Genomic DNA, 22,761 nt, shown 5'->3' with positions numbered 1-22,761 from the left:
GGTGGCATGACGGTCGTACAGATCAGTGGTGTCCAGGAGCTCGCGAGCGACCTGCTCGTGGTGCCCAACCGGGGTGTGCAGCTCGTGCCGAACATCGGCGTCGTCGGCGGCGCCCACTCGGTGCTCGTGGTGGAGACCGGCATGGGGCCGGCCAACGCCGAGCGGGTCCTCGCCTTCGCCGCCGAGGTGGCCAAGGGGCGCCGCATGTACCTCACCACGACGCACTTCCACCCGGAGCACGCGATGGGCGCGCAGGTGTTCGCCGGCGCGGCCACCTACCTCGTCAACCGCGCGCAGGCCGAGGACCGGCGCGGCAAGGGGCCGGGCTACCTCGAGATGTTCAAGGGGCTGGGCGAGGCGGTCGCCCGCGAGCTGGAGGGTGTGACGCTGACCGAGCCGGACGTGGTCTACGGCGACGAGTACGAGCTGGACCTCGGCGGCCGGGTCGTGCGGATGGCGGCCACCGGGCGGGCGCACAGCCGCGGCGACCAGGTGGTGACGGTGCCGGACGCCGGGGTGATGTTCACCGGCGACCTGGTGGAGGCCGGGCAGTTCGCGATCTTCCCGTGGTTTCCGCCGCACGACACCGACGTGTCCGGCACCCGCTGGCTGGCGGTAATGGAACGCCTCGCCGAGCGGGCGCCGCGCGTCGTGGTGCCGGGCCACGGCGCGGTGGGCGGTCCGGCCCTGCTCGCCGACGTGCGCGACTACCTGCGGCTGCTGCGCGACGAGACCTGGAAGCGCCGCGACTCGGCGATGGGCGAGGCCGAGATCGTCGCCGAGGTACGCGACCTGATGATCCGCCTGCACCCGGACTGGGAGGGGCAGGAGTGGATCGAGCGCGGCGTCGGCTGCCTGTGCGCGGAGCACACCGGCTGACCGACCGCGCACGCCCGCCGAGGTCGCCCGAGCGACGAGAAGATGTCACACGGCCGAGGTAAGGTCGCGATCGTGTCACATCTCGAATCGGTAACGGCGACCGCGCCAACGGTCACCGATCGGGCGGATGCCGAGGGCTATGTGGGGCGCGTCTGCTTCAAGACCGGACCACCCCGCCACCTGGGCATCGAGCTCGAATGGACCGTTCACCACTCCGAAGACCCGTCCCGACCCCTCGACCCCGCCACGCTCTGCGCGGCGCTCGGTGACCACACACCCCGCACGCTGCGGCCGGACAGTCCGCACCTCGCGTTGCCGCACGGCGGCACGGTCACCCTCGAGCCCGGCGGCCAGGTGGAGATCTCCACCCCGCCCGAGTCATCCCTTTCCCGACTGCACGCCGGCACGGCGGCCGACATCGACTACGTCGCGGCCCGCCTGGCCGGCGCCGGCCTGCGCCTCGGCGACCACGGGTGCGATCCGCACCGGCCGGCGCGGCGCGTGCTGCACACCCCGCGCTACCAGGCGATGGAACGCGCCTTCGACCGCATCGGGCCGCACGGCCGCGCGTGGATGACCGGTTCCGCCGGGCTCCAGGTCTGCCTCGACGCGGGCACCACCGAGCGGGTCGCCGCCCGCTGGACCGCTCTGCATCGGCTCGGTCCGGTCATGGTGGCCCTGTTCGCCAACTCGCCCCGCCAGGCCGGCCGGGAGACGGGTTGGGTGTCGAGCCGGGTGCGCAGCTGGTTCGCCACCGACCCGAGCCGCACCCATCCCCCGCCGCCCAGCGACGGCGCGGTGGGCTCGTGGGCCGGCCGCACGCTCGACACCCCGGTGCTCTTCGTCCGCGAGGGCGCCGAGGCACGCGACACCCCCGGACCGGTGACGTTCGCCGGCTGGATCGACGGCGTCGCGGGCGCGCCGGACCGGCCACCGACCTACGACGACCTCGACCACCACCTGTCCACGCTCTTCACGCCGGTGCGGGCCCGGGGCTACCTCGAGGTTCGCTACCTGGACGCCCAGCCGTCCGGCGACTGGCTCACCCCGGTGGCCGTACTCGCGGCGCTTTTCGCTCGTGAGGAGACGGTGGACGAGGCGTCCGCGCGGGCCCTGCCCGCCGCGGACCGATGGGTGGCGGCGGCGCGCGACGGCCTCGCGGACCCGGTGCTCGGCGCGGTCGCGCCCCGGGTCGTGGAGCTGGCGCTCGCCGCACTGTCCGACACCGACCTCACCGCCGCGCAGGTCAGCGCGGTTGCCGACCGGCTACAGGAGGCTGCGAAATGACTGATATCGATGTCCGTGCGCTTGTCGCCGCCGAGCTCGAACGCACCCGCCTGCGCAGCTCCGGCCTGACCGACGCGGTCGACGACGACGACCTGGTCCGCCAGCACTCCCCGCTCATGTCGCCGCTGGTGTGGGATCTCGCCCACGTCGGCAACCAGGAGGAGCTGTGGCTGGTCCGCGACGTGGGCGGCCGCGAGCCGGTGCGGTCCGACATCGACCACCTCTACGACGCGTTCAAGCACCCGCGCAAGGATCGCCCGCAGCTGCCGCTGCTCGGGCCGGCCGAGGCGCGGGCCTACACCCGCCAGGTACGCGACAAGGTGCTCGACCTGCTCGACCGGGTGCCGCTGGAAGGGCGGCCGCTGGTCGACCAGGGGTTCGCGTTCGGCATGATCGTGCAGCACGAGCAGCAGCACGACGAGACCATGCTCGCCACCCACCAGTTGCGGGTCGGTCCGCCGGTGCTGGAGGCCGCGCCGCCACCGCGCGCCACGGCCACCGCCGGCGGCGAGGCGCTGATCCCGGCCGGGCCCTTCACGATGGGTACCTCCGCGGAGCCCTGGGCGCTCGACAACGAGCGGCCGGCGCACACCGTCGACCTGCCGGCGTTCCTGATCGACCGCGCGCCGGTGACCAACGGGCAGTACCAGGAGTTCGTCGACGCGGGCGGCTACGCCAACCCGCGCTGGTGGAGCACCGAGGGGTGGGCGCATCGCCAGCGGGCCGGCCTGTCCGGGCCGATGCACTGGCACGGCGACGGCACGTACACCCGCTTCGGCCGGCGCGAGCCGCTGGTGCCGGACGAGCCGGTGGTGCACGTCTGCTGGTACGAGGCGGAGGCCTACGCCGCCTGGGCCGGCAAGCGCCTGCCGACCGAGGCGGAGTGGGAGAAGGCGGCCCGCTTCGACCCGGCCACCGGCCGATCGCGCCGCTACCCGTGGGGCGACGAGGATCCGGCGGAGCGGCACGCCAACCTGGGACAGCGCCACCTCTCCCCCGCGCCCGTGGGCGCCTACCCGGCGGGCGTCTCGCCGGCCGGCGTGCACCAGCTGATCGGTGACGTGTGGGAGTGGACGTCGTCCGACTTCGCCGGCTACCCGGGCTTCGCCGCGTTCCCCTACGACGAGTACTCGAAGGTGTTCTTCGGTCCGGAGTACAAGGTGCTGCGTGGCGGCTCGTTCGGCACCGACAAAGCGGCCTGCCGGGGCACGTTCCGCAACTGGGACTACCCGATCCGGCGGCAGATCTTCAGCGGCTTCCGCTGCGCGCGTGACGCCGCGCCCGGCGAGGTCGCCTAGTGTGCCGTCACCTGGCCTACCTGGGGCCGCCGGTGTCGCTGTCGGCCCTGGTGCTGGAGCCGCCGCACGCGCTGCTGCGCCAGTCCTGGGCGCCGCGCGACATGCGCGGCGGCGGCACCATCAACGCGGACGGCTTCGGCGTCGGGTGGCACACGCCCGACGGCCCCGTCCGCTATCGGCGTGCGAGTCCGATGTGGAGTGACGCGGGCTTCGTCGACCTGGCGCGCGTCACCACGTCGGGGTCGGTGCTCGCGGCGGTGCGCTCGGCGACGGTGGGGATGCCGGTGACCGAGGGCGCCTGCGCCCCGTTCCACGACGGGGTTTGGCTTTTCAGCCACAACGGCCGGGTCATGGGGTGGCCGCACAGCGTCGCCAAGCTCGCCGAGCGGCTCCCCGCGGTCGACCTGCTCACGCTCGACGCGCCCACCGACGCCGCGTTCCTGTGGGCGCTGGTGCGGCACCGGCTGCGTGGTGGCGCCGACCCGGCCGCCGCGCTCGCCGCCACCGTGTCCGAAGTGGACTCCGCCGCGCCCGGCTCGCGGCTCAACCTGCTGCTCACCGACGGCCGCCGGATCCACGCCACGACCGCCGGCCACTCGTTGTGGACCCGTCCCCACGTCGTCGCTTCCGAGCCCTTCGACGACGACCCCGCGTGGCGACCCGTGCCCGACCGTTCGCTCGTCGTGGCCGACGCGACAACGTACACAGTGGAGGATCTGTGAGGCTCGACATCCACCTGACCGAGGCCGACCTGGCCCGGGCGCTGCGCGACGACGCCCGAGCCGGCCTGACCGCGACCCCGAAGACGCTCCCGCCGAAGTGGTTCTACGACGCGTACGGCAGCGAGCTCTTCGAGCGGATCACCGAGCTGCCCGAGTACTACCCGACCCGCGCCGAGCGGGCCGCGCTCACCACGCACGCCGCCGAGATCGCCGAGACCACGGGCGCGAAGTCGCTCGTCGAGCTCGGCTCCGGCTCCTCCGACAAGACCCGGCTGCTGCTCGACGCGCTGCACCGGCACGGCACGCTGGCCCGCTTCGTGCCGCTCGACGTCTCCGAGCCGGCCCTGCGCGCGGCCGCCACCGCGATCGACGCCGACTACCCCGACCTCGACGTGCACGCGATCGCCGGCGACTTCACCCGCCACCTCGACGAGATACCGGCCGGCGACGGGCGCCTCGTCGTGTTCCTGGGCGGCACGATCGGCAACTTCGAGCCGGCCGAGCGGGCCCGCTTCCTGCACGACCTGCGGGCGGTGCTGCATCCGGGCGAGTGGTTCCTGCTCGGCACCGACCTGGTCAAGGACGAGGCGACGCTCGTCGCGGCGTACGACGACAGCGCCGGTGTCACCGCCGAGTTCAACCGCAACGTGCTGCGCGTGCTCAACCGCCAGCTCGGCGCCGACTTCGACCCGGAGTCGTTCGCGCACGTGGCGCTCTGGGACGCGAAGGAGGAGTGGATCGAGATGCGGCTCCGCGCGCTGCGGCCGATGCGGGTCCGGGTCACCGGGCTGGACCTCGACGTCTCGTTCGCCGAGGGCGAGGAGCTGTACACGGAGATCTCCGCGAAGTTCCGCCGTGACGGGATCGCGGCCGAGCTGACGACGGCGGGCTTCGAGCCGGCGCGGTGGTGGACCGACCCGGCGGGCCGTTTCGGGGTGACGCTGGCGCAAGCGTCATGATCGACGTCGAGCGGGCGCGGCGGGAGACGCCCGGCTGCGAAAACGTGGTCCACCTCAACAACGCCGGCGCCGCGCTCCCGCCCGCCGCCGTCACCGACGCGGTCGTCGGCCACCTGCGGCTGGAGGAGCGGATCGGCGGCTACGAGGCGGCCGAGGCGGCGGCGGCCGAGGTCGACCACGCGTACACGGCGATCGCCCGGCTCATCGGGTGCGCGCCGGGCGAGGTGGCGGTCGTGGAAAACGCCACCCGCGGCTGGGACATGGCGTTCTACGCGTACGACCTGCGGCCCGGCGACCGGGTCCTGACCGTCCGCACCGAGTACGCCAGCAACGTGATCGCCCTGCTCCAGGTGGCCCGCCGCACCGGGGCGGTGATCGAGGTGATCGAGACCGACGCGCACGGCCTCCCCTCGCTCGACCACCTCGCCCAGGAGCTGGAGCGGGGCGCCGCGCTCGTCGCGGTCACCCACGTGCCCACGCACAGCGGGCTGGTCAACCCTGCCGCGGAGATCGGCGCGCTGGCCCGGGCGGCCGGCGTGCCGTACCTGCTGGACGCCTGCCAGTCGGTCGGCCAGATGCCGATCGACGTAGCCGCGATCGGCTGCGACATGCTCGCCGCCACCGGCCGCAAGTTCCTGCGCGGGCCGCGCGGCACCGGCTTCCTGTACGTCTCGGAGCGGCTCGTCCAGCGCCTCGAACCACCGTTCCTCGACCTGCACGCGGCGACCTGGACCGCGCCGGACGCGTACGAGATCCGCCCCGACGCGCGCCGCTTCGAGACCTGGGAGACCAACTACGCCGGCAAGATCGGCCTCGGCGTGGCGGTCGACTACGCGCTCGGCTGGGGCCTCGACGCGATCGAGGCCCGGGTCACCGCCCTCGCGGAGGGGCTGCGCGACCGGCTCCGCGAGGTGCCCGGCGTGGCCGTGCGGGACGAGGGGACGCGGCGGTGCGGCATCGTCACGTTCACGGTCGGGGGCGTGCCGGCGGCCGACGTGCGCGGGCGGCTGCGGGCGGCGGGGATCAACACGAGCGTGTCCCCGATGGAGTACGCCCGCTTCGACCTCGCCGCCCGCGGCCTGCCCGACCTGGTCCGCGCCTCGGTGCACTACTACAACACCGAGGAGGAGCTGGACCGCCTCGCCGCCGTGCTACGGCAGTAGGACCGCACCCACCCCGGGCACCGCCTGTGCCCGCGCCTGGGCGATGAGAGCGGCCGCCGCGTCCCGGCCGTTCTCACCGGTGCGGGACATCCGGGCGGCGATCAGCCCGGCCACGATCGGCGTGGAAAACGACGTGCCGCTCCACATCGCCATGCCCGCGAACGTCTCGACCCGCGGCTGCGGCAGCGCGGGCGGGATGTTCGGGTGTTCCTGGTAGGTGAACTTCCCGTCCGGGAACGCGTTGACCAGGTCGGTGCCGGGCGCGTACACGTCGACCCAGCCGCCGAAGTTGCTGTAGTCGGCCCGGCTCCGCCAGTCGGTGTCGAGAGCGCCGACCGACACCGTGTACGACGCGGCGGCCGGCCAGAAGAAGTCGCGGTCGCCGTCGTTTCCGGCCGCCACGACGAGCGCCACGCCCTTGTGGTGGCGCAGCCGCTGCTCGTTGAAGACGTTGAACGCGAGCAGCCCGCCCGGGTAGGAGCGGGTGCCGGCGGACATGCTGATGATGTCCGGAAACTCGAACGCCAGCGCGCTGTCGAGGTTTTGCACCAGCGTCGACTCCCAGGTGGCGCCGCCGCGGTTGAAGAAGCTCAGCACGCGCACCTCGGCCCGGGGCGCGACCGCCCGCACCAGCCCGGCGATGAACGTGCCGTGCCCCGCGTACGGCTCGAGCACCCTGCCCTGCCGCACCAGCGGGTCGGTCTCGCCGGTCACCCCGTGCAGCCAGAACGGCGTGCTGCTCATCCCGTTGTCGAAGCCGGTGTCGATCACCAGGACCTTGACGCCGGCGCCGGCCGACGGGTCGGCGGCTATCGGCGGGAACGGCGAGCCACCCGGCGCGACGGGCTCCGGCTCGGTGGCCGGGCACGTCGCCGCGTCACCGGAGATGTGCACCGCGTGGTCGGGCGCGCACATCCCGGCGCCGAGGCCCGCGATGTCGAACTCCTCGCTGCCCTCCCGGATCAGGTCGAGGGCGTCGTGCGTCTCCAGGCCGCGCACCCGCAGCAGCCGGACGCCGCTGACCACCTGCTCGATCTCGTCGCGCTCGCGGGACGGCGGCGGTGTCTCGCCGTAGTCGTCGCTGCGCCGCCCACGCACGCCTTGGTCGTAACGGTCCAAGATGGACCGCACGTCGGCCACCGCCTCCTCGCGGACCAGGATAAAGCCCTTCCGGTATATGTACTGGATCTCCCCCGGCTGTCCACTGCGGAGGATGCCCGCCTCCTCCGGCCCGCCAAGCGCGCGGACCGTGTGGTCGGCCTGTATCTGCTCGGTCGATCTCGACTTGCCTGTCGGCTTGTCAGCCACGACACCCTCCCCGGTGTCTCGATCGGTTCCATGGAATTCCTACGATGTGCTGGTGGACGAGGCACTGCTCGCGCTCGCCGTCTCGCGCCCGGCCGACGCGCTCGCCGAGGCCGGGCAGGTGCTCGCCCGGCGTCCGGACGCGACCGCCGCCTCGGTCGCGCACCAAGCGCGGGCGATCGTACTGCGCGACTCCGGCCGGGTCGACGACGCCATCGCCGAACTGCGCGCCGCCCTCCGTGCCGCCCGGCGCTCCCCCTCGGCCGAGCGGGTCGTCGACGTGCAGGCCACCCTCGGCGCGACGCTCGGGTTCGCCGGGCGTACCGCACAAGGTCTGGCCATGTTGGACACCGCGGTCGCGGGCTGCGCGGGCGGGGTCCGGGCCGGCCGGGTGCTGATGCGCCGGGCCAGCCTGTTTCGCGTGCTGGGTCGGTACGACGAGGCGCTCGCCGACCTGCGCCGCGCCATCGACCTGCTGCGGCGCGGCGGCGACCCGATCTGGGAGGCCCGTTCGCGCACGCACCGTTTCCTCGTGTACGCGGCGCTCGGGCAGGCCGCCCGCGCCGACCACGACCTCGCCATCGCCCAGCGCCTCCTCGCCGACGCGGGGCAGGAGATGGAGTCGGCGATGGCCGTGCACAGCCGGGCCGACCTGGCCCTTCAGGGCGGCGACATCCCGCGCGCGCTCGGCTTCCTCGACGAAGCCGGCGAGCGGTACGCGGCGCTCGGCGTGACCCGCCCCAACCTCGCCATCGACCGCTGCGCCGTGCTGCTCGCGGCGGGCCTGGCCGCCGAGGCGGTCACCGTCGCCGACGAGGCGGTGCGCCGGGCGGGCACCGGCGGCGAGCGGACGAAGGTGGCCGAGCTCCAGCTGGTCGCCGCGCGTGCCGCGGTCGCCGCCGGCCGTCCCGCGGAGGCGATCGAACGCGCGGCCGCCGCCCGCGACCTCTTCCGCCGGCAGGGGCGGCAGTGGTGGCACGCCCGCGCGGCGTTCGTGGTGACCCAGTCGCGGTACGCGGCCGGCGAGCGCGGCGCCCGCCTGCTCGCGCAGGCCGCCGACCTGGCCCACCGGCTGGAGGCGCTGCGTGCCGAGGAGGCACCCGCCGCCCACCTGCTCGCCGGGCGGCTGGCCGCCGGGCTGGGCCGGCGCACCGACGTCGCCGAGCGCCACCTGGCCAGCGCGGCCCGCTACCGGCACCGAGGCCCGACGTTCGGCCACGCGGCCGGTTGGCTGGCCCAGGCGCTGCGCGCGCAGGGCCGCGGTGACACGGCCGCCGCGCTGGTCGCCTGCCGGCGCGGCCTCGTCGCCGCCGGCGAGCACCAGCGCACGCTCGGTGCGCCGGAGCTGCGCGCGCACGCCGCCGCGTACGGCACCGAGCTGGTCGACATCGCCCTGCGCCACGCGGTGCGGCGCGGCGACGGCCGGATGCTGCTGCGTTGGACCGAGCGGTGGCGGGCCAGCGCGCTCGCCGTGCCCCCGGCGCTGCCGCCCGACGACCCGGAGCTCGTCGCCGAGCTGGGCTCGCTGCGCGCGGTGGTACGCCGACTCGAAGCGGCCCGGGCGGAGGGCGCGCCGACCGCGCGGCTCGACCACGAGCGGGGCACGCTCGAAGCGTCGATCCGCGCGCGTACCCGGCGGGCGGCGGGCGACCCGGCCGGCGGCGGCTTCGCCGGCACCGACCTCGCCGCGCTGCTCGACGGCCTGGGCGACCACCGGCTGGCCGAGCTGACCGCGGTCGACGGCGTCCTGTACGCCACCACCGCCGTCGGCCGCCGGGTCCGCATGCACGCCGTCGGTTCGCTCGCGGGCGCCGAGCGGGAGGTGGAGCTGGCCCGGTTCATGCTGCGGCGGCTCGCACACGGCCGGGCGCCGCGCGGGGTGCTCGACCGCCTCGACCGCGCCGGGGTGGCGCTCCAGCGGGCGCTGCTCGGGCCGGCCGCCGCCGACCTCGCCGGCGACGGCCCGGTCGTCGTGGTGCCGCCGGCGCAGCTGCACGCGGTGCCGTGGGCGCTGCTCCCGGCGCTGCGCGGGACCCCGCTGGGCGTCGCGCCGTCGGCCGCCACCTGGCTGCGCGCCGGTGCCGTGCAGGCGCCGCGCCGGCACCGGGTGGCGCTGGTCGGCGGCCCGGGTCTGGACGCCAGCGCGGTCGAGCTGAAGCAGCTCGCCGCCCTGTACCCCGACGCGGTGGTGCTCAGCGAGGGCGCCGCCACGGCCGCCGCCACCCTGGCCGCGCTCGACGGGGCGTGGACCGCGCACGTCGCGGCGCACGGCACGTTCCACAGTGGAAACCCGCTCTTCTCCGCGCTGTCGCTCGACGACGGGCCGCTGATGGTGCACGACCTGGGGCGGCTGCGCCGCGCGCCGCTGCGGCTGGTGCTCTCCAGCTGCGAGTCCGGTGTGGCCGGTACGGTCGCCGCGGCCGGCGCCTCGGTGGTCGACGAGCTGCTCGGCATGGTCACCGCGCTGGTGCCGCTCGGCACGGCGAGCATCCTGGCCAGCGTCGTGCCAGTGCACGACGGCGCCACCGCCCCGCTGATGGTCGCCTTCCACGAGCGGCTGCGGGCCGGCGCCTCGTTCGCCGAGGCGCTGCTCACCGTGCGCGCCGGCACCGGCGGTGACCCGGTCGCGGTCGCGACGGCCCTGTCCTTCCTCGCCCTCGGGCGCTGAGCTCACGCGACGCCCCGGGCGCGGCTCACGGGACGAGCCACGCGGTCCGCACCAGCTGACCGATCTCGGAGCGGTAGCGCAGGCGCAGCGGGCCGGGCGAGACGTCGTCGGCCACGAAGCGGCCCAGCTCGTCGACCGCGAGCTCCAGCGCGCCGCCGTCGCCGCGCTCCACGGCGCACTCGGTCACCGGGCCGGTGAACTGCCCGATCACCCGCAGGCCGCCGCCCGTCGGCGCCAGGTCGACGTCGACCTGCACGCCGCCGCCGTCGAACGTGAGCAGCCGGCTCTCCGCCACCCCCGGCCCGCGCACCGCCTCGAAGAGCAGGCCCGACCCGGCGTCGGCCGAGTCGGCGACGAGCTCGGCGAGCTCGTGGTCGAGGTGGCGGGTGGCGATCGCGGCGCGGGCCGCCTCGACCACGCTCAGCGGCACCGGGTCGACCTCGGCCGCGATGCGGCGCAGCTCGGCCATCAGGGCGTCGTCATCAAGATCGTTCATGACAGTCCTCACGCACTCCCCGCTGACGGGGCCTCGAACGGATGTGCTCCGGCCAGCATGATCTTGCGCAGGTTGTCGAGACAGCGGCGCCTCGTCGGGCCGATGCCGCCGACCGGCATGTCGAGCGCCGCGGACACCTCGGCGTACGACGGGGCCGGCTCGGCCATGAGCATCCGCAGCAGTGACTGGCAGCGTGGCCCGAGCCCCTTGAACGCCCGCCACAGCGCCGCGTCGCGCTCCCGGCGCAGCAGCGCCTCGTCGAGCGCGGCGGTGTCGCCGGCGATCTGGTCCCAGCCCTCGGCGGCCACCACCCGCGCGCGGCGCCGCAGCACCGCCAGACACTCGCGCCGCATCGTGGTCGCCAGCCAGGAGCCGACCCGCGCCGGATCGCGCAGCGAGTCGAGCGCCTCGACCAGGCGCAGCCACGTGGTCTGTACCGCGTCGGCCGCGTCGGCCTCGCTCAGCCGCATGCTCCGTGCGACCGACCAGAGCAGGCTCACGTACCTGTCGGTGAGCTCCACCCACGCTTCGTTGTCGCCGTCTCGCACCCGCTCGACAAGATCGCGTGCATCCGCCTCCGCCAATGGGTCCATCCCGTCCCCCCGGATCGCCGGCCCCATTCTCGCGAACGGCCGCTCGGCAAGTCCACGACGCGCGCCGGGACGGTGCTGATTGGACGGGATCGATTTTGGCATCACGCAGACATGAGCGGCCCGCACGTCGCGTTGATACGCGTTGTCCGGTGTGCGATACCCGCCGCGTGTCCGTTTCGTTCAAGCCGGGGCCGGTATGGGCGCGCCAGGATGGGGCCCATGGAGACCTATCTGAACAAGGCCGCGGAGTTCCTGGCCGGCCACGCACGGCTGATCGACCGCCGGCGGTTCGACCTGGTCACCGGGGAGGGCGACGGCGTGGCGGTGCTGGCCGCCCTCGCCGCGTACCGCAACCCGGACGGCGGCTTCGGCTGGGCGCTGGAGCCCGACCTGCGGTCGCCGGAGAGCCAGCCGGCCGGCGCGCTGCACGCGTTCGAGGTGCTGGCGGAGGTGGGTGGCACGAGCGAGTTCGGCGGCCCGCTGTGCGACTGGCTCGAATCGGTGACGCTGGGTGACGGCGGCCTGCCGTTCGCGCTCCCCGTCACCCAGCCCACGGGCACCTCGCCGATCTGGACCGGGGCCGACACCACCACGTCGTCGCCGCAGATCACTTGCGCGGTCGCCGCGGCCGCGCACCAGGTCGCCCGGCACGACCCGGCGGTACGCGACCACCCGTGGCTGGCCCGCGCCGGCGCGTACTGCCGGGAGCGGATCGCCGAGCGGCGGGAGGCCGGCTTCGCGATCGAGTTCCGGTTCATGCTGTGGTTTCTCGACGCGGTGCACGACTCGTGGCCGGGCGCGGCCGCCGAGCTGCGGCGGCTCGTCGGGTTTCTGCCGGCGTCGGCGACGCTGCCGGTGGTGGGCGGCAGCGAGGGCGAGTCGATGCGGCCGCTCGACTTCGCCCCATTCCCCGGGCCGCTGCGCGACCTCATGCCACCCGGCGCGGTCCAGGCGGAGCTCGCCGAGCTGGCCGGGCGGCAGGAGGACGACGGCGGCTGGACCGTCGACTTCGCGGCCGGGTCGCCCGCGGCGGCCCTCGACTGGCGCGGCTACATCACCGTGCACACCGTCAAGATCCTGCGGGCTTCACCGCCTCGATGAGAAACCGGCGGCTGTGGGACAGAAACGACCCCTCGGCCTGGATCCGGTCGTGCACCGCCTTCAGCTGGTCGCGGTACGCCTCGACGGTGAACCCGGGCACGGTCCAGAGCACCTTGCGCAGGAAGTGCACGACCGCGCCCACGTCGAAGAACTCCACCCGCAGCGTCGCCTCCCGCAGGTCGACCACGGTCAGCCCGGCGGCCTCGGCGGCGGCGACCACCCGGCGCGGGTCGCGCGCGGTGCCGGCCGGCACCGGGCCCGTCATCGCCTCGGTCAGCTCGTGGTTGGTGCCGTCGCCGATCTGCTGCGACAGGTAGGCGCCGCCGGGCCGCAACACCCGGGCGATCTCGTCCCACAGGATCCGGGTCGGGTGGCGGCTCACGACGAGGTCGAACTCCTCCGCCGGAAACGGCAGGTCGGCGTCGTCGGCCACCTCGTACACGGTGGCGCCGAGCGGGGCGAGGTTGCGGCGGGCCACCGCCACGTTGGGCGGCCAGGACTCGGTGGCCGCGAGCCGGGGTGGTGGCGCGGGGATGGTGGCCAGCACCTCCCCGCCGCCGGTCTGCACGTCGAGGCCCGACCGGGCCTCGGCCATGCGGCGCCCCATCAGCCGGGCGTAACCCCACGGCGGTCGCTCCTCGGTCGCCCGGCCGGCGAACCAGGAGAAGTCCCACCCTTCTACGGGCGCGGCGGCGCCCTCTTCGACAAGCTCTTCGAACGTGGCCACCCGCCCAGGGTGCCGGTCCTCGCTCGCGGCCGCCGCCGAATTTCTACGAGCGCACCAGCCTCGCGATCGCGTCCGATGCCTCGCGGATCTTCTCGTCGGCCTCCGGGCCGCCGGACTGGGCCGCCTGGGCCACGCAGTGGCTGAGGTGCTCTTCGAGCAGGCCGAGCGCGACCGACTGGAGTGCCTTCGTCATCGCCGACACCTGGGTCAGGATGTCGATGCAGTACTTTTCCTCCTCGACCATGCGCTGAAGGCCGCGCGCCTGGCCCTCGATGCGCCGCAGCCGCTTGAGGTAGTCGTCCTTCTGGTGGATATATCCGTGGTGTGCGTGTGCAGTGTCGTCCATGTCATCCTCTCCCGGCCCCACATCCTACCCGGAGCAATACCCTAGGGGGGTATAGTACGGCCCATGGAACACAGCCACGACCACGTGCAAGGCCACGATAAGCACGCCGGCCACGACCCGGCGATGTTCCGGCGGAAGTTCTGGCTGAGCCTGGCGCTCACCGTCCCGGTGGTGCTGACCAGCGAGATGGTCATGGACTGGTTCGGCTACCGCCTCGACTTCCCCGGCGTCGACTGGGTCGGCCCGGTGCTCGGCTCGGTCGTGTTCTTCTACGGCGGCTGGCCGTTCCTGGTCGGCGGCGTGCGCGAGGTGCGCGACCGCGCGCCCGGCATGATGCTGCTGATCTCGATGGCGATCACCGTGGCCTACGGCGCCTCGATCGCCACCGCCGCGGGCGCCTTCGACCTGGACTTCTGGTGGGAGCTCGCCGCCCTTGTCACGATCATGCTGCTCGGCCACTGGCAGGAGATGAAGGCGATCGGCCAGGCGCAGGGCGCCCTGTCCGCGCTGGCCGCGCTGCTGCCCGACGAGGCCGAGCTGGTCAGCGGCGAGCGGGTCCCGATCGCCGACCTGAAGCCCGGCGACGTGGTCCTGGTCCGCTCCGGCGGCCGCGTCCCGGCGGACGGCCGCATCACCGACGGCGCCGCCGAGCTGGACGAGTCGATGATCACCGGCGAGTCCCGCCCGGTCCCGCGCGAGCGGGGCGACCGCGTCGTGGCCGGCACCGTCGCCACCGACTCGGCGATCCGCGTCCGGGTCGACGCCGTCGGCGAGGACACCGCGCTCGCCGGCATCCAGCGCCTCGTCGCGCAGGCCCAGGCCAGCGCCGGCCGGGCTCAGGTGCTGGCCGACCGGTTCGCCGCGATGCTCTTCTACGTGGCGACGGGCGCGGGCGTGCTCACGTTCCTGGCCTGGTGGGCATCGGGCGACCTGGACGAGGCCGTCGTCCGCACCGTGACGGTCCTGGTCATCGCCTGCCCGCACGCGCTCGGCCTGGCCATCCCGCTGGTGATCGCGCTGTCCACGGCCGTCTCCGCCCGCGCCGGCATCCTGGTCAAGGACCGCCTCGCCCTGGAGCGCATGCGCACCGTGGACGCCGTCCTCTTCGACAAGACCGGCACGCTGACCAAGGGCGCCCACAAGGTCAGCGGCGTGGCCGGCGGCGACGACGTGCTGCGCCTGGCCGCCGGCGTCGAGGCCGACAGCGAGCATCCCCTGGCCAAGGCGATCGTCGCCGCCGCGGACACCCCCGCCGAGGCGACGGACTTCCGCTCCCTGACTGGCCGCGGCGTGCGCGCCACGATCGACGGCGTCGGCTACGCGGTCGGCGGCCCGGCACTGCTCCGCGAGCTGGGCGCCGAGGTCCCCGAAGACCTGGCGAAGCAGACCGGCGAGTGGTCACGCCGCGGCGCCGCCGTCCTCCACCTGATCCGCCTCGACCCCACCTCCGCGGCGCCGGGCGGCGAGGCGAACCACGAGGGCGGCGGGTCGAGCCAGGACCGCGGCGGGTCGAGCCAGGACGGGGGCGCGGCGAGCCAGGACGGAGGCCGCCCGGAGGTGATCGGCGCGCTCGCCCTCGAAGACGAGGTCCGCCCCGAGGCCCGCGACGCGATCGCCCAGCTCCGCCGCGAGGGCGTCCGCAAGATCGCGATGATCACCGGCGACGCGAGGGCGGTTGCCGAGTCGGTCGGTGACAAGCTCGGCCTCGACGAGGTCTTCGCCGAGGTGCTCCCCGCCGACAAGGACAGCGCGGTCGCCGGCCTCCAGGAGCGCGGCCACCGGGTCGCGATGGTCGGCGACGGCGTCAACGACGCACCGGCCCTGGCCCGCGCCGACGTCGGCATCGCGATCGGCGCCGGCACCGACGTGGCCATCGAGTCGGCCGGCGTGGTGCTCGCCTCGTCCGACCCGCGCGGCGTGACCGGCGTCATCCGCCTGTCCCGCGCCTCCTACCGCAAGATGGTGCAGAACCTCGCCTGGGCGGCCGGCTACAACATCGTGGCCATCCCCTTGGCCGCCGGCGTCCTGGCCTGGGCCGGCATCACGCTGAGCCCCGCGGTCGGCGCGGTGTTGATGAGCGCCTCCACGATCGTGGTTGCCCTGAACGCCCAACTCCTCCGCCGCACCAGGCTCACCCCGCAGGAGGCGTAACACACGATGCGGATCGTGGTACCTGGCTGTAGCTGGGGCAGCAGCCGAGTACCACGATCTGAGCCGGATCTGCCCGAACGCTCGCTAGTCGTCGGGGTCCATGATGGAGACCATCGCGACCATGCTGATCAGCATGTCGGCGCCGCGGCTCAGGTCTTCGTCGTCGCCTTCGACCAACATCCCGCACGACCGCATGGTGGCCTCCAGATCCAGCTCGCCGGCGAGCACCCTCATGACGTCGGCCAGCGCGATGTGGATCCGGTCGACCTGGTCGGGGTCGGCGGTGCCCAGCGCCGCCGCGACCACCGTGACGCCGACCGCGTCCTGGCGCCGGAGCAGGCCCTCCACCGTCGCGCGGACGGCGGACGCGCCGGCGGAGCCGAGCATCAGGTGCCACAACGGCTCGCGTGCCTCGGGGATCTCGGCGAAGCTGGCCAGGCAACGGCCCGCGTCCGCCTGGTCGCGGTCGTCGAAACTCCTCGCCAGCGCGGCCAACGCCACCACCGCCGCGCGTCGCATCTCCTCGCTCATGGACCCATTCTCGCGGCCGAGCCCACCGAGCCGCCGACCCCACCGAGGGGCCAGGCCCACCGACGCCGCGCCCACCGAGCCCACCGAGCCGCCGAGCCCACCGAACGGCCGAGCCCACCGAGCCCACCGCCCGGCGGCCCGGCCGCTCACGGGCGGGGTCAGCGGCTCAGGCGCTGGTAGCGCCGCACCGCCAGCGGCGCGAAGATCGTGATGAGCAGCGCCGGCCACAGGACCGCCAGCAGCAGTGGGTGCTGGGCCACCCACGAGTCGCCGCCCGTGCCGGGGTTGCCGAAGAGCTCCCGGCTGGCCGCGACCGTCGCGGAGAGCGGGTTCCAGGCGGAGATCGTGCCGAGCCAGTGGGGCATGAGGTCGGGCGCGACGAAGACGTTCGAGAGCGCGGTCAGCGGGAACGCCACCGGAAACACGATCACCGAGACGGTGTCCGGGTTGGGCACCACCAGGCCGAGGTAGATGCCGACCCAGGTCAGCGCCAGCCGGAGCAGCAGCACCAGCCCCACGCCGGCGAGCGCGCTCAGGACGCCGTCGCGCCACTGCCAGCCCACCAGCAGGCCGCACACGACCAGCGTCGCCATCTCCAGTAGCGCGCGGAGCAGGTCGGCGCCGCTGCGGCCGACGAGCAGCGCGGAGCGGGCCATGTCGATCGAGCGGAAGCGGTCGACCACGCCGCGGCTCACGTCCACCGCGACGCCCGTGGCGGTGGCGCCCAGGCCGTACAGCATGGTCATGACGAAGACGCCGGGCAGCAGGTACTCGCGGTAGTTGCCGCCGCCCGGGACGGCCATGCCGCTGCCGAAGACGTACCCGAAGACGAGCACGAACATGATCGGCAGGCTGAAGTAGATGACGATCTCCTCGGGGGCGCGCACCACGTGCGCCATGTTGCGGCGGGTCATCGTCCACCCGTCCGCGAGGCCCCAGCGCAGCGAGGTCACCGCGACACCCCCTCGGTGGAACGGTGGCCGGTGATCCGCAGGAACGCCTCGTCGAGCGTCGGGCGACGTACCCCGACGTCCTCGACGGTGATCCGCGCGGCCTGGAGTGTCCGCATCACGTCGGAGAGCGCGGCGACGCGGTCGGTGACGGGCGCGCTCACCTTGCGCACGTCGGCGTCGACCTCGGGTGGCGCGGCCGTGACGTGGCCGACGAGGCGGGCCGCCTCCGCCAGGTCCGCCGCGTCCCGCACGACCACCTCGACCCGGTCGCCGCCGATCTTGCTCTTCAGCTGGTCGGAGGTGCCCTCGGCCACCACCCGGCCCTGGTCGACCACCGAGATGCGGTCGGCGAGCTGGTCGGCCTCCTCCAGGTACTGCGTGGTGAGCAGCACCGTCGTCCCGCCCCCGACCAGCTCGCGCACCGCGTCCCACAGCTGGTTGCGGCTGCGCGGGTCGAGGCCGGTGGTGGGCTCGTCGAGGAACAGGACCTCCGGCGTCCGGATGAGGCTGGCCGCCAGGTCGAGCCGGCGCCGCATGCCGCCGGAGTAGTCCTTGGCCGACTTGTCCGCCGCCTCCGCCAGGCCGAACCGCTCCAGCAGCTCGTCCGCCCGCCGCTTCGCCGCGCGGGGGCGCAGGTGGTGGAGGCGGCCGAACAGGACGAGGTTCTGGCGGCCGGAGAGGATGTCGTCGACCGCCGCGTACTGGCCGGTGAGGCCGATCGCGCCGCGCACCCGGCCGGGCTCGCGGACCACGTCGTGCCCGGCTACCCACGCCCGGCCGGAGTCGAAGCGGAGCAGCGTGGCGAGCACCCGCACGGCGGTGGTCTTGCCGGCGCCGTTGGGGCCGAGGACGCCGCACACGGTGCCGGCCGGCACGGTGAGGTCGAAGCCGTCGAGGGCGGTGGTCGCGCCGTACCGCTTGCGCAGGTCCTCGGCGACCACCGCGGGGGTCTGTGTCGTCATGCCAGCACGGTGGCGGGCGGCGCTGACCGGTCACGCACCGCCGGCTGACAACACCGTCAGCGCCTGTGCGCGGCTCATCGCGGCGCCGCGCTCGAAGTCCGCCAGGGAGGCCGCGCGGCCGCGGGCCGCGTCGAGCGGGACCGCCTCCAGCGCCGCCGCGGCGCCGAGCAGCAGCGACGCCTCGTCCGGCGGTGAGAGGGCGGCGAGGCCGTCGATCGCGTCGGCGACGATGGGCATCGTGCGGACGCCGGCCATCGCGGCGAGCGCGCGGCGGTACCAGGCACGGGCGGCGGCCTCGTCCCCCTCCTCGCGCGCGATGCTGCCGTGAGCCACCAGCACGCCGAAGCGGGTGGCGTCCGCGCTGAACCACCCGCTCGGGCACTCCGCCAGTGCCTCCGCGCACCACCGCCGCGCCTCGGCCAGGTCGCCGCTGCGCAGGGCCACCCCGGCGAGCCCCAGGTGGGCCGCGGCCACCATCTCGGTCACGCCGGCGCGGCGGGCGAGCGCCGCCGCACGCTCGTAGTCGGCGCGCGCCGCGGCCGGGTCGCCGGCGGCCACCCGCCCGTCGCCGCGGGTGCGCAGCAGGTCGGCCATGTCGACCCCGGAGCCCAGCTCCTCGGCCAGCCGCAGCGCCTCGCTCATCGGGGCGGCGGCCGCGGCGTGGTCACCGCGCCCGTCGGCGAACTCGGCTGTCGCCGCCAGCGACAGCATCATGCCCCACCGCTCGCCGATCGCCCGGAAGCCGGCCAGCGCGACCGCGATCTCCCGTTCGGCCTCCTCGACCCGCTGGTGGAACAGGAGCATCAGCCCCACCCCGATGGAGCCGAGCGCGTGGATCCACGGGTCCTCGCCGAAGATCGGGCCCCACCGCTCGACCATCTCGGCGATCGTGACCGGGCCGTCCGCGGGCGGGCCGAGCGCCATCGCCGACAGATACAGCACGAACGGGTGCCGCGGCGGCCGCCCCAGCGTCGGGACGATCATGTCCGCGCCCCACTGCCGCGCCGGCACGTCGGCGGTGCCGCCGAGATGAGCGGTGAGGGCGCAGGCCGCGTACTCCTCCAGCAGTCCCTCGGGCGCCTCCGGGCCGGCGGCGGCGAGCAGGCGGGCGGCGAGCGCGGCCCCCTCGGTACGCAGGCCGCGCAGCCACCAGTAGAACGACAGCGCCGCGAGCAGGCGCAGCGCGGTGGGCGGGTCGTCGTCGACGGCGCGGGCGAGCGCGGCGCGCAGGTCGTCCCGCTCGCCGTCCAGGCGCCGCAGCCATTCCAGCTGCTCGGCGCGGCGCAGGTGGGGGTCGGCCGTGCGGGCCAGGTCGAGGTAGTAGGCGGCGTGCGCGGCCCGCAGCTCCGCCGCCTCCCCGGCCTCCGCGAGCCGCTCGGCGCAGAACGCGCGGACGGTCTCCAGCATCCGGTACCGTCCGGCGGCGGCCACCACCAGCGACTTGTCCACGAGGCTGGCGAGCACGTCGAGGTCGGCGCCGCAGACGCGTTCGGCGGCGTCGAGCGTGGCCCCGCCCACGAAGACGGTCAGCCGCCGCGCCAGCCGCCGCTCGCTCTCATCGAGCAGCTCCCAGCTCCACTCGACGACCGCGCGGAGGGTCTGGTGGCGGGGCTGCGCCGCGCGGCTGCCGCGGGTGAGCAGCCGGAAACGGTCGTCGAGACGGACCGCGACCTCCGCGACCGGGAGCGCCCGCAGCCGCGCCGCCGCCAGCTCGATGGCCAACGGCAACCCATCCAGGGTACGGACGATCCGCAGCACATCGTCCACATTGGAACCATCGACGGTGAACCCGGGAACGGCGTCCGCCGCCCGGTCCGCGAACAGCCGCACGGCGGGGTAGGTGGAGGCCTGGCCGGGCGCCCGATCCGGTGTCTCGTCCGGCCTTTCCGCCGTTGTCTCGTCCGGCCTCTCCGTCGGCGGGACCGCCAGGCCGGAGACGGGGCAGAGCGCTTCGCCGGTGATGCCGAGCGGCTCACGGCTCGTGGCGAGCACCCGCACTCCCGGTGCGGCCGCGAGGATGCGCGCCGCGAGGCGGGCCGCCTCGTCGACGACGTGCTCGCAGTTGTCGAGCACGACGAGCAGCCGCCGGTCGGCGAGCGCGGCGACGAGCCGTTCGGTCGCGTCCCGCGGGTCGGCCGCCCCGCGCAGGCCGGCCTCGCGCAGGCCGAGCGCGCCGAGCACCGCCCGGGGCACGTCACCGTCCTGGCCGCGCTCACTCCCCCCGTCGGCGGCGTCCGCGGTGGCGCCGGCCCGCTCCGGCGGTCTGGGGGTGAGCGCCGCCAGCTCGACGAAGCACACCTCGCCGTCCTGCCGCCCGGCCGCCTCCACCGCGAGCCGGGTCTTGCCCGCCCCACCCGGCCCGTGCAGCGTGACAAGCCGCGCCTCGCCGAGCAGCTTGCCCACGCGGCGCAGCTCCTCCTCCCGCCCCACGAAGCTGGTCAGCTGCCCGGGCAGCGACGGCGGCTGGGCCACCTCCTCCCGCAGGATGGCCACGTGCAGCGCGGTCATCTCCGCCGACGGGTCGGTGCCCAGCTCGTCGGCGAAGACCCGCCGCGCGTCCTCGAACGCGGCGAGCGCCTCGCCCGCCCGCCCGGCCGCGTAGAGCGCCCGCATGAGCAGGGCGCGCGGCCGTTCCCGAAGCGGGTGGGCGGCCACGACGTCGCGCAGCTCGGCGACGAGCTGGCCCGGGTTGGTTTTCAAGCCCAGCTCCGCCTCGACGCGGTCCTCGACGGCGGTGAGCCGCAGCTCCTCCATGCGCGCCGCCCTCCCGGCCGCGTGGGGCGCGTCGGCCAGCGCCGGCCCCCGCCACAGGTCGAGCGCCTCGCGCAGCGCCGCGGCCGCGCCGGCCAGGTCGCCCGCGCCCAACGCCCGCTGCCCGTCGGCGGCCAGCCGCGCGAACCGGTGCGCGTCCACGCCGTCCGGCTCCACCGCCAGCCGGTACCCCGCCGGATGGAACTCGATCGGCGCGTACTCCCCCAGCGCCTGGCGCAGCCGGGACACCTGCGACTGGAGCGCGTTGGCGGCACCGGCCGGCGGGCTGTCGCCGTAGAGGCCGTCGATCAGGCGCTCGGCCGGCACGATCCGCCCCGCGTCGAGCAGCAGGAGCACGAGCAGCGCGCGGGCGCGCGGCCCACCGACGGGCACCTCGACCCCGCCGGCGCCGAGCACCTGCACCGCTCCGAGCACCCCGTACCGCACGGGTACATCCTCTCCCACGTTCTGGAAGCATCGGTGCCATGGTGGCGATCGAGGTAGTGCGCGGAGACATCACGCGCGAGAAGGTCGACGCGGTCGTGACCGCGGCGAACGAGTCGCTCCTGGGCGGCGGCGGCGTCGACTGGGCGATCCACCAGGCGGCCGGCCCGGAGCTGGCACGGGCGGGCGGGGCGATCGCGCCGTGCCCGCCCGGCGAGGCGAAGGTGACGCCCGCGTTCGGCATGGACCCGCCGGTGCGGCACGTCATCCACACCGTGGGCCCGGTGTGGGACGGCGGCGCGTACGGCGAGGACGAGGTGCTCGCCTCCTGCTACCGGCGCAGCCTGGCGGTCGCGGACGAGGTGGGCGCGCGGAGCGTGGCCTTCCCGGCGATCGCGACGGGCGTCTACGGCTTCCCGCCGGCGAGGGCCGCGCGCATCGCGGTGGCGACGATCCGGGCGACACCCACGAGGGTGGAACAGGTGCGGCTGGTCGCCTTCGACGCGGCGACCTACGACCTGCTGGCCGCGGCGCTCGCGGAGGACGCCGCCGGTCAGTAGCGGAACGAGTTCTCGAAGTCACCGTCGAAGTTGTTGTCCTCCTTGACCAGGTCGAAGTGGCCGTCGCCGTCGAGGTCGTACGACAGCCGGTCCACCGCGCCGTCGTGGTCGCGGTCCTCGGTCCGCACGTCGTACAACCCGTCGTGGTCGAGGTCGCGGCGCACGAGGTCGATCAGCCCGTCGTAGTTGGTGTCCACCTTGTGCAGATCCCAGCCCGGCCGCCCGTCGAGGTTGTAGCTGAGGTTGTCGTAGGTCCCGTCGTGGTTTCGGTCCCACGCCGCCACATCCCAGGCGCCGTCCCGGTTGAGATCCTCCAGCCGCCCGTCGACCACGCCGTCCTCGTTCGTGTCGTACTGGACGACGTCGAACCGCCCGTCGTAGTCGGTGTCCTGCTCGTACCGCTCGTAGTGCCCGTCACGGTCGTGGTCGTGCACGACGTAGTCGGTGACACCGTCGGAGTTGCCGTCGCTGTGGATCTCGGCCGGAAGCACGTGATACGGCTCGGTCGGAACATGAAAGTCCGTCATGGCACTCACGCTAGGAAAGCGCCCGTCCCGCCAAATCCCCGGAACGTGCCACCCCGCACCCCTCGCTCCGCCTGGTCTGGAGACCTTCCCGCTTCCCACTGTTTGGGGATGTGGCTCGGCACGTGGCGGCGCCATGATCGTTCGCCCGAAAACGACACGACACGCCGGGAAGCGTGCGGGTATTGGGCGAACGATCATCGGGAGAGCGCGCCCTAGAGGCCTTTCGGGGTCAGGGTGGCGCCGGTCGTGGTGTGCCTCGAGCTTGAGTTTGCCCGGGTTCGTGTCAGCTGCGGGCCGCTGCTCCCGCCGGAGTACGCGTGGGTCGGCGGCTCGCCAGG

The 22,761-nt window shown here is 74.6% G+C and carries 20 protein-coding genes; 10 read left to right on the top strand and 10 right to left on the bottom strand.

The window, feature by feature from the left end:
- Positions 1 to 6 precede the first annotated feature (6 nt).
- The 6 genes from AC5L36_RS25370 to AC5L36_RS25345 all read left to right on the top strand — a co-directional run bounded on the left by AC5L36_RS25370 (position 7) and on the right by AC5L36_RS25345 (position 6,308).
- A complete protein-coding gene (locus AC5L36_RS25370; protein ID WP_441221021.1) occupies positions 7 to 879 on the top strand; it encodes an MBL fold metallo-hydrolase in 873 nt (290 codons plus the stop codon).
- Between the two features lie 72 nt (positions 880 to 951).
- Positions 952 to 2,166 (top strand): glutamate-cysteine ligase family protein, encoded by a 1,215-nt coding sequence (locus AC5L36_RS25365; RefSeq protein WP_441221019.1) that lies wholly within the window; start codon positions 952 to 954, stop codon positions 2,164 to 2,166.
- Complete coding sequence (gene egtB, locus AC5L36_RS25360; protein ID WP_441221017.1) at positions 2,163 to 3,464, top strand: ergothioneine biosynthesis protein EgtB; 1,302 nt, start codon at positions 2,163 to 2,165, stop codon at positions 3,462 to 3,464. Before AC5L36_RS25365 ends, egtB begins: the two co-directional genes overlap by 4 nt.
- Positions 3,464 to 4,186, top strand: a complete 723-nt coding sequence (egtC, locus tag AC5L36_RS25355) for an ergothioneine biosynthesis protein EgtC (RefSeq protein WP_441221015.1) — start codon at positions 3,464 to 3,466, stop codon at positions 4,184 to 4,186. Before egtB ends, egtC begins: the two co-directional genes overlap by 1 nt.
- Entirely contained in the window at positions 4,183 to 5,145 is a 963-nt protein-coding gene (gene egtD / locus AC5L36_RS25350; RefSeq protein ID WP_441221013.1) for an L-histidine N(alpha)-methyltransferase, read from the top strand. The genes egtC and egtD overlap by 4 nt, the downstream gene beginning before the upstream one ends.
- Positions 5,142 to 6,308 carry an aminotransferase class V-fold PLP-dependent enzyme gene (locus tag AC5L36_RS25345; protein ID WP_441221012.1) on the top strand — a complete coding sequence of 389 codons (1,167 nt, stop codon included), beginning with the start codon at positions 5,142 to 5,144 and terminating at the stop codon, positions 6,306 to 6,308. Before egtD ends, AC5L36_RS25345 begins: the two co-directional genes overlap by 4 nt.
- On the opposite strand, the gene AC5L36_RS25340 is transcribed toward AC5L36_RS25345, so the two are convergent.
- Positions 6,297 to 7,616 carry a S8 family peptidase gene (locus tag AC5L36_RS25340; protein WP_441221010.1) on the bottom strand — a complete coding sequence of 440 codons (1,320 nt, stop codon included), beginning with the start codon at positions 7,614 to 7,616 and terminating at the stop codon, positions 6,297 to 6,299. The genes AC5L36_RS25345 and AC5L36_RS25340 overlap by 12 nt on opposite strands.
- A gap of 52 nt (positions 7,617 to 7,668) precedes the next feature.
- On the opposite strand from AC5L36_RS25340, the gene AC5L36_RS25335 reads away from it, so the two are divergent.
- A complete protein-coding gene (locus tag AC5L36_RS25335; RefSeq protein ID WP_441221008.1) occupies positions 7,669 to 10,281 on the top strand; it encodes a CHAT domain-containing protein in 2,613 nt (870 codons plus the stop codon).
- A 25-nt stretch (positions 10,282 to 10,306) separates the two neighbouring features.
- Here AC5L36_RS25335 and AC5L36_RS25330 read toward each other — a convergent pair whose 3' ends face one another.
- Together AC5L36_RS25330 and AC5L36_RS25325 are read right to left on the bottom strand one after the other, a co-directional pair.
- Positions 10,307 to 10,777: a hypothetical protein gene (locus tag AC5L36_RS25330; protein WP_441221006.1), complete on the bottom strand. Its 471-nt coding sequence runs from the start codon at positions 10,775 to 10,777 to the stop codon at positions 10,307 to 10,309.
- An 8-nt stretch (positions 10,778 to 10,785) separates the two neighbouring features.
- Positions 10,786 to 11,370 carry an RNA polymerase sigma factor gene (locus AC5L36_RS25325; protein ID WP_441221004.1) on the bottom strand — a complete coding sequence of 195 codons (585 nt, stop codon included), beginning with the start codon at positions 11,368 to 11,370 and terminating at the stop codon, positions 10,786 to 10,788.
- A 219-nt stretch (positions 11,371 to 11,589) separates the two neighbouring features.
- On the opposite strand from AC5L36_RS25325, the gene AC5L36_RS25320 reads away from it, so the two are divergent.
- Positions 11,590 to 12,471, top strand: a complete 882-nt coding sequence (locus tag AC5L36_RS25320; protein ID WP_441221002.1) for a hypothetical protein — start codon at positions 11,590 to 11,592, stop codon at positions 12,469 to 12,471.
- Here AC5L36_RS25320 and AC5L36_RS25315 read toward each other — a convergent pair.
- Complete coding sequence (locus AC5L36_RS25315; protein WP_441221000.1) at positions 12,440 to 13,198, bottom strand: class I SAM-dependent methyltransferase; 759 nt, start codon at positions 13,196 to 13,198, stop codon at positions 12,440 to 12,442. The two genes, AC5L36_RS25320 and AC5L36_RS25315, sit on opposite strands and share 32 nt — an antisense overlap.
- Before the next feature lie 43 nt (positions 13,199 to 13,241).
- Positions 13,242 to 13,544 (bottom strand): metal-sensitive transcriptional regulator, encoded by a 303-nt coding sequence (locus AC5L36_RS25310; protein ID WP_441220998.1) that lies wholly within the window; start codon positions 13,542 to 13,544, stop codon positions 13,242 to 13,244.
- Between the two features lie 63 nt (positions 13,545 to 13,607).
- Here AC5L36_RS25310 and AC5L36_RS25305 point away from each other — a divergent pair, with 63 nt between their 5' ends.
- Positions 13,608 to 15,695: an HAD-IC family P-type ATPase gene (locus AC5L36_RS25305; protein WP_441220996.1), complete on the top strand. Its 2,088-nt coding sequence runs from the start codon at positions 13,608 to 13,610 to the stop codon at positions 15,693 to 15,695.
- A gap of 84 nt (positions 15,696 to 15,779) precedes the next feature.
- Here the strand turns inward: AC5L36_RS25305 and AC5L36_RS25300 are convergent, their stop codons facing one another.
- The 4 genes from AC5L36_RS25300 to AC5L36_RS25285 all read right to left on the bottom strand — a co-directional run bounded on the left by AC5L36_RS25300 (position 15,780) and on the right by AC5L36_RS25285 (position 21,339).
- The gene (locus AC5L36_RS25300; RefSeq protein WP_441220994.1) at positions 15,780 to 16,226 is read right to left on the bottom strand and encodes a hypothetical protein; all 447 of its coding nucleotides are present in this window, start codon (positions 16,224 to 16,226) and stop codon (positions 15,780 to 15,782) included.
- A gap of 158 nt (positions 16,227 to 16,384) precedes the next feature.
- Positions 16,385 to 17,140, bottom strand: coding sequence for an ABC transporter permease (locus tag AC5L36_RS25295; protein WP_441221418.1), 756 nt, complete (start codon positions 17,138 to 17,140; stop codon positions 16,385 to 16,387).
- 35 nt (positions 17,141 to 17,175) lie between these two features.
- Positions 17,176 to 18,141: an ATP-binding cassette domain-containing protein gene (locus AC5L36_RS25290; protein WP_441220992.1), complete on the bottom strand. Its 966-nt coding sequence runs from the start codon at positions 18,139 to 18,141 to the stop codon at positions 17,176 to 17,178.
- Positions 18,142 to 18,171: 30 nt separating this feature from the next.
- On the bottom strand, positions 18,172 to 21,339 hold the full coding sequence (locus tag AC5L36_RS25285; protein WP_441220990.1) for an AfsR/SARP family transcriptional regulator: 3,168 nt from the start codon (positions 21,337 to 21,339) through the stop codon (positions 18,172 to 18,174).
- A gap of 38 nt (positions 21,340 to 21,377) precedes the next feature.
- Between AC5L36_RS25285 and AC5L36_RS25280 the strand changes: the two genes are divergently transcribed.
- Positions 21,378 to 21,896 (top strand): O-acetyl-ADP-ribose deacetylase, encoded by a 519-nt coding sequence (locus AC5L36_RS25280; protein ID WP_441220988.1) that lies wholly within the window; start codon positions 21,378 to 21,380, stop codon positions 21,894 to 21,896.
- On the opposite strand, the gene AC5L36_RS25275 is transcribed toward AC5L36_RS25280, so the two are convergent.
- Positions 21,890 to 22,423 carry a hypothetical protein gene (locus tag AC5L36_RS25275; RefSeq protein ID WP_441220986.1) on the bottom strand — a complete coding sequence of 178 codons (534 nt, stop codon included), beginning with the start codon at positions 22,421 to 22,423 and terminating at the stop codon, positions 21,890 to 21,892. The genes AC5L36_RS25280 and AC5L36_RS25275 overlap by 7 nt on opposite strands.
- Positions 22,424 to 22,761 lie beyond the last annotated feature (338 nt).

The organism is Phytohabitans sp. LZ39, assembly GCF_059359075.1.
The sequence above is the reverse complement of the archived record's forward strand: the minus strand, read 5'-3'. Positions and strand labels throughout refer to the sequence as shown.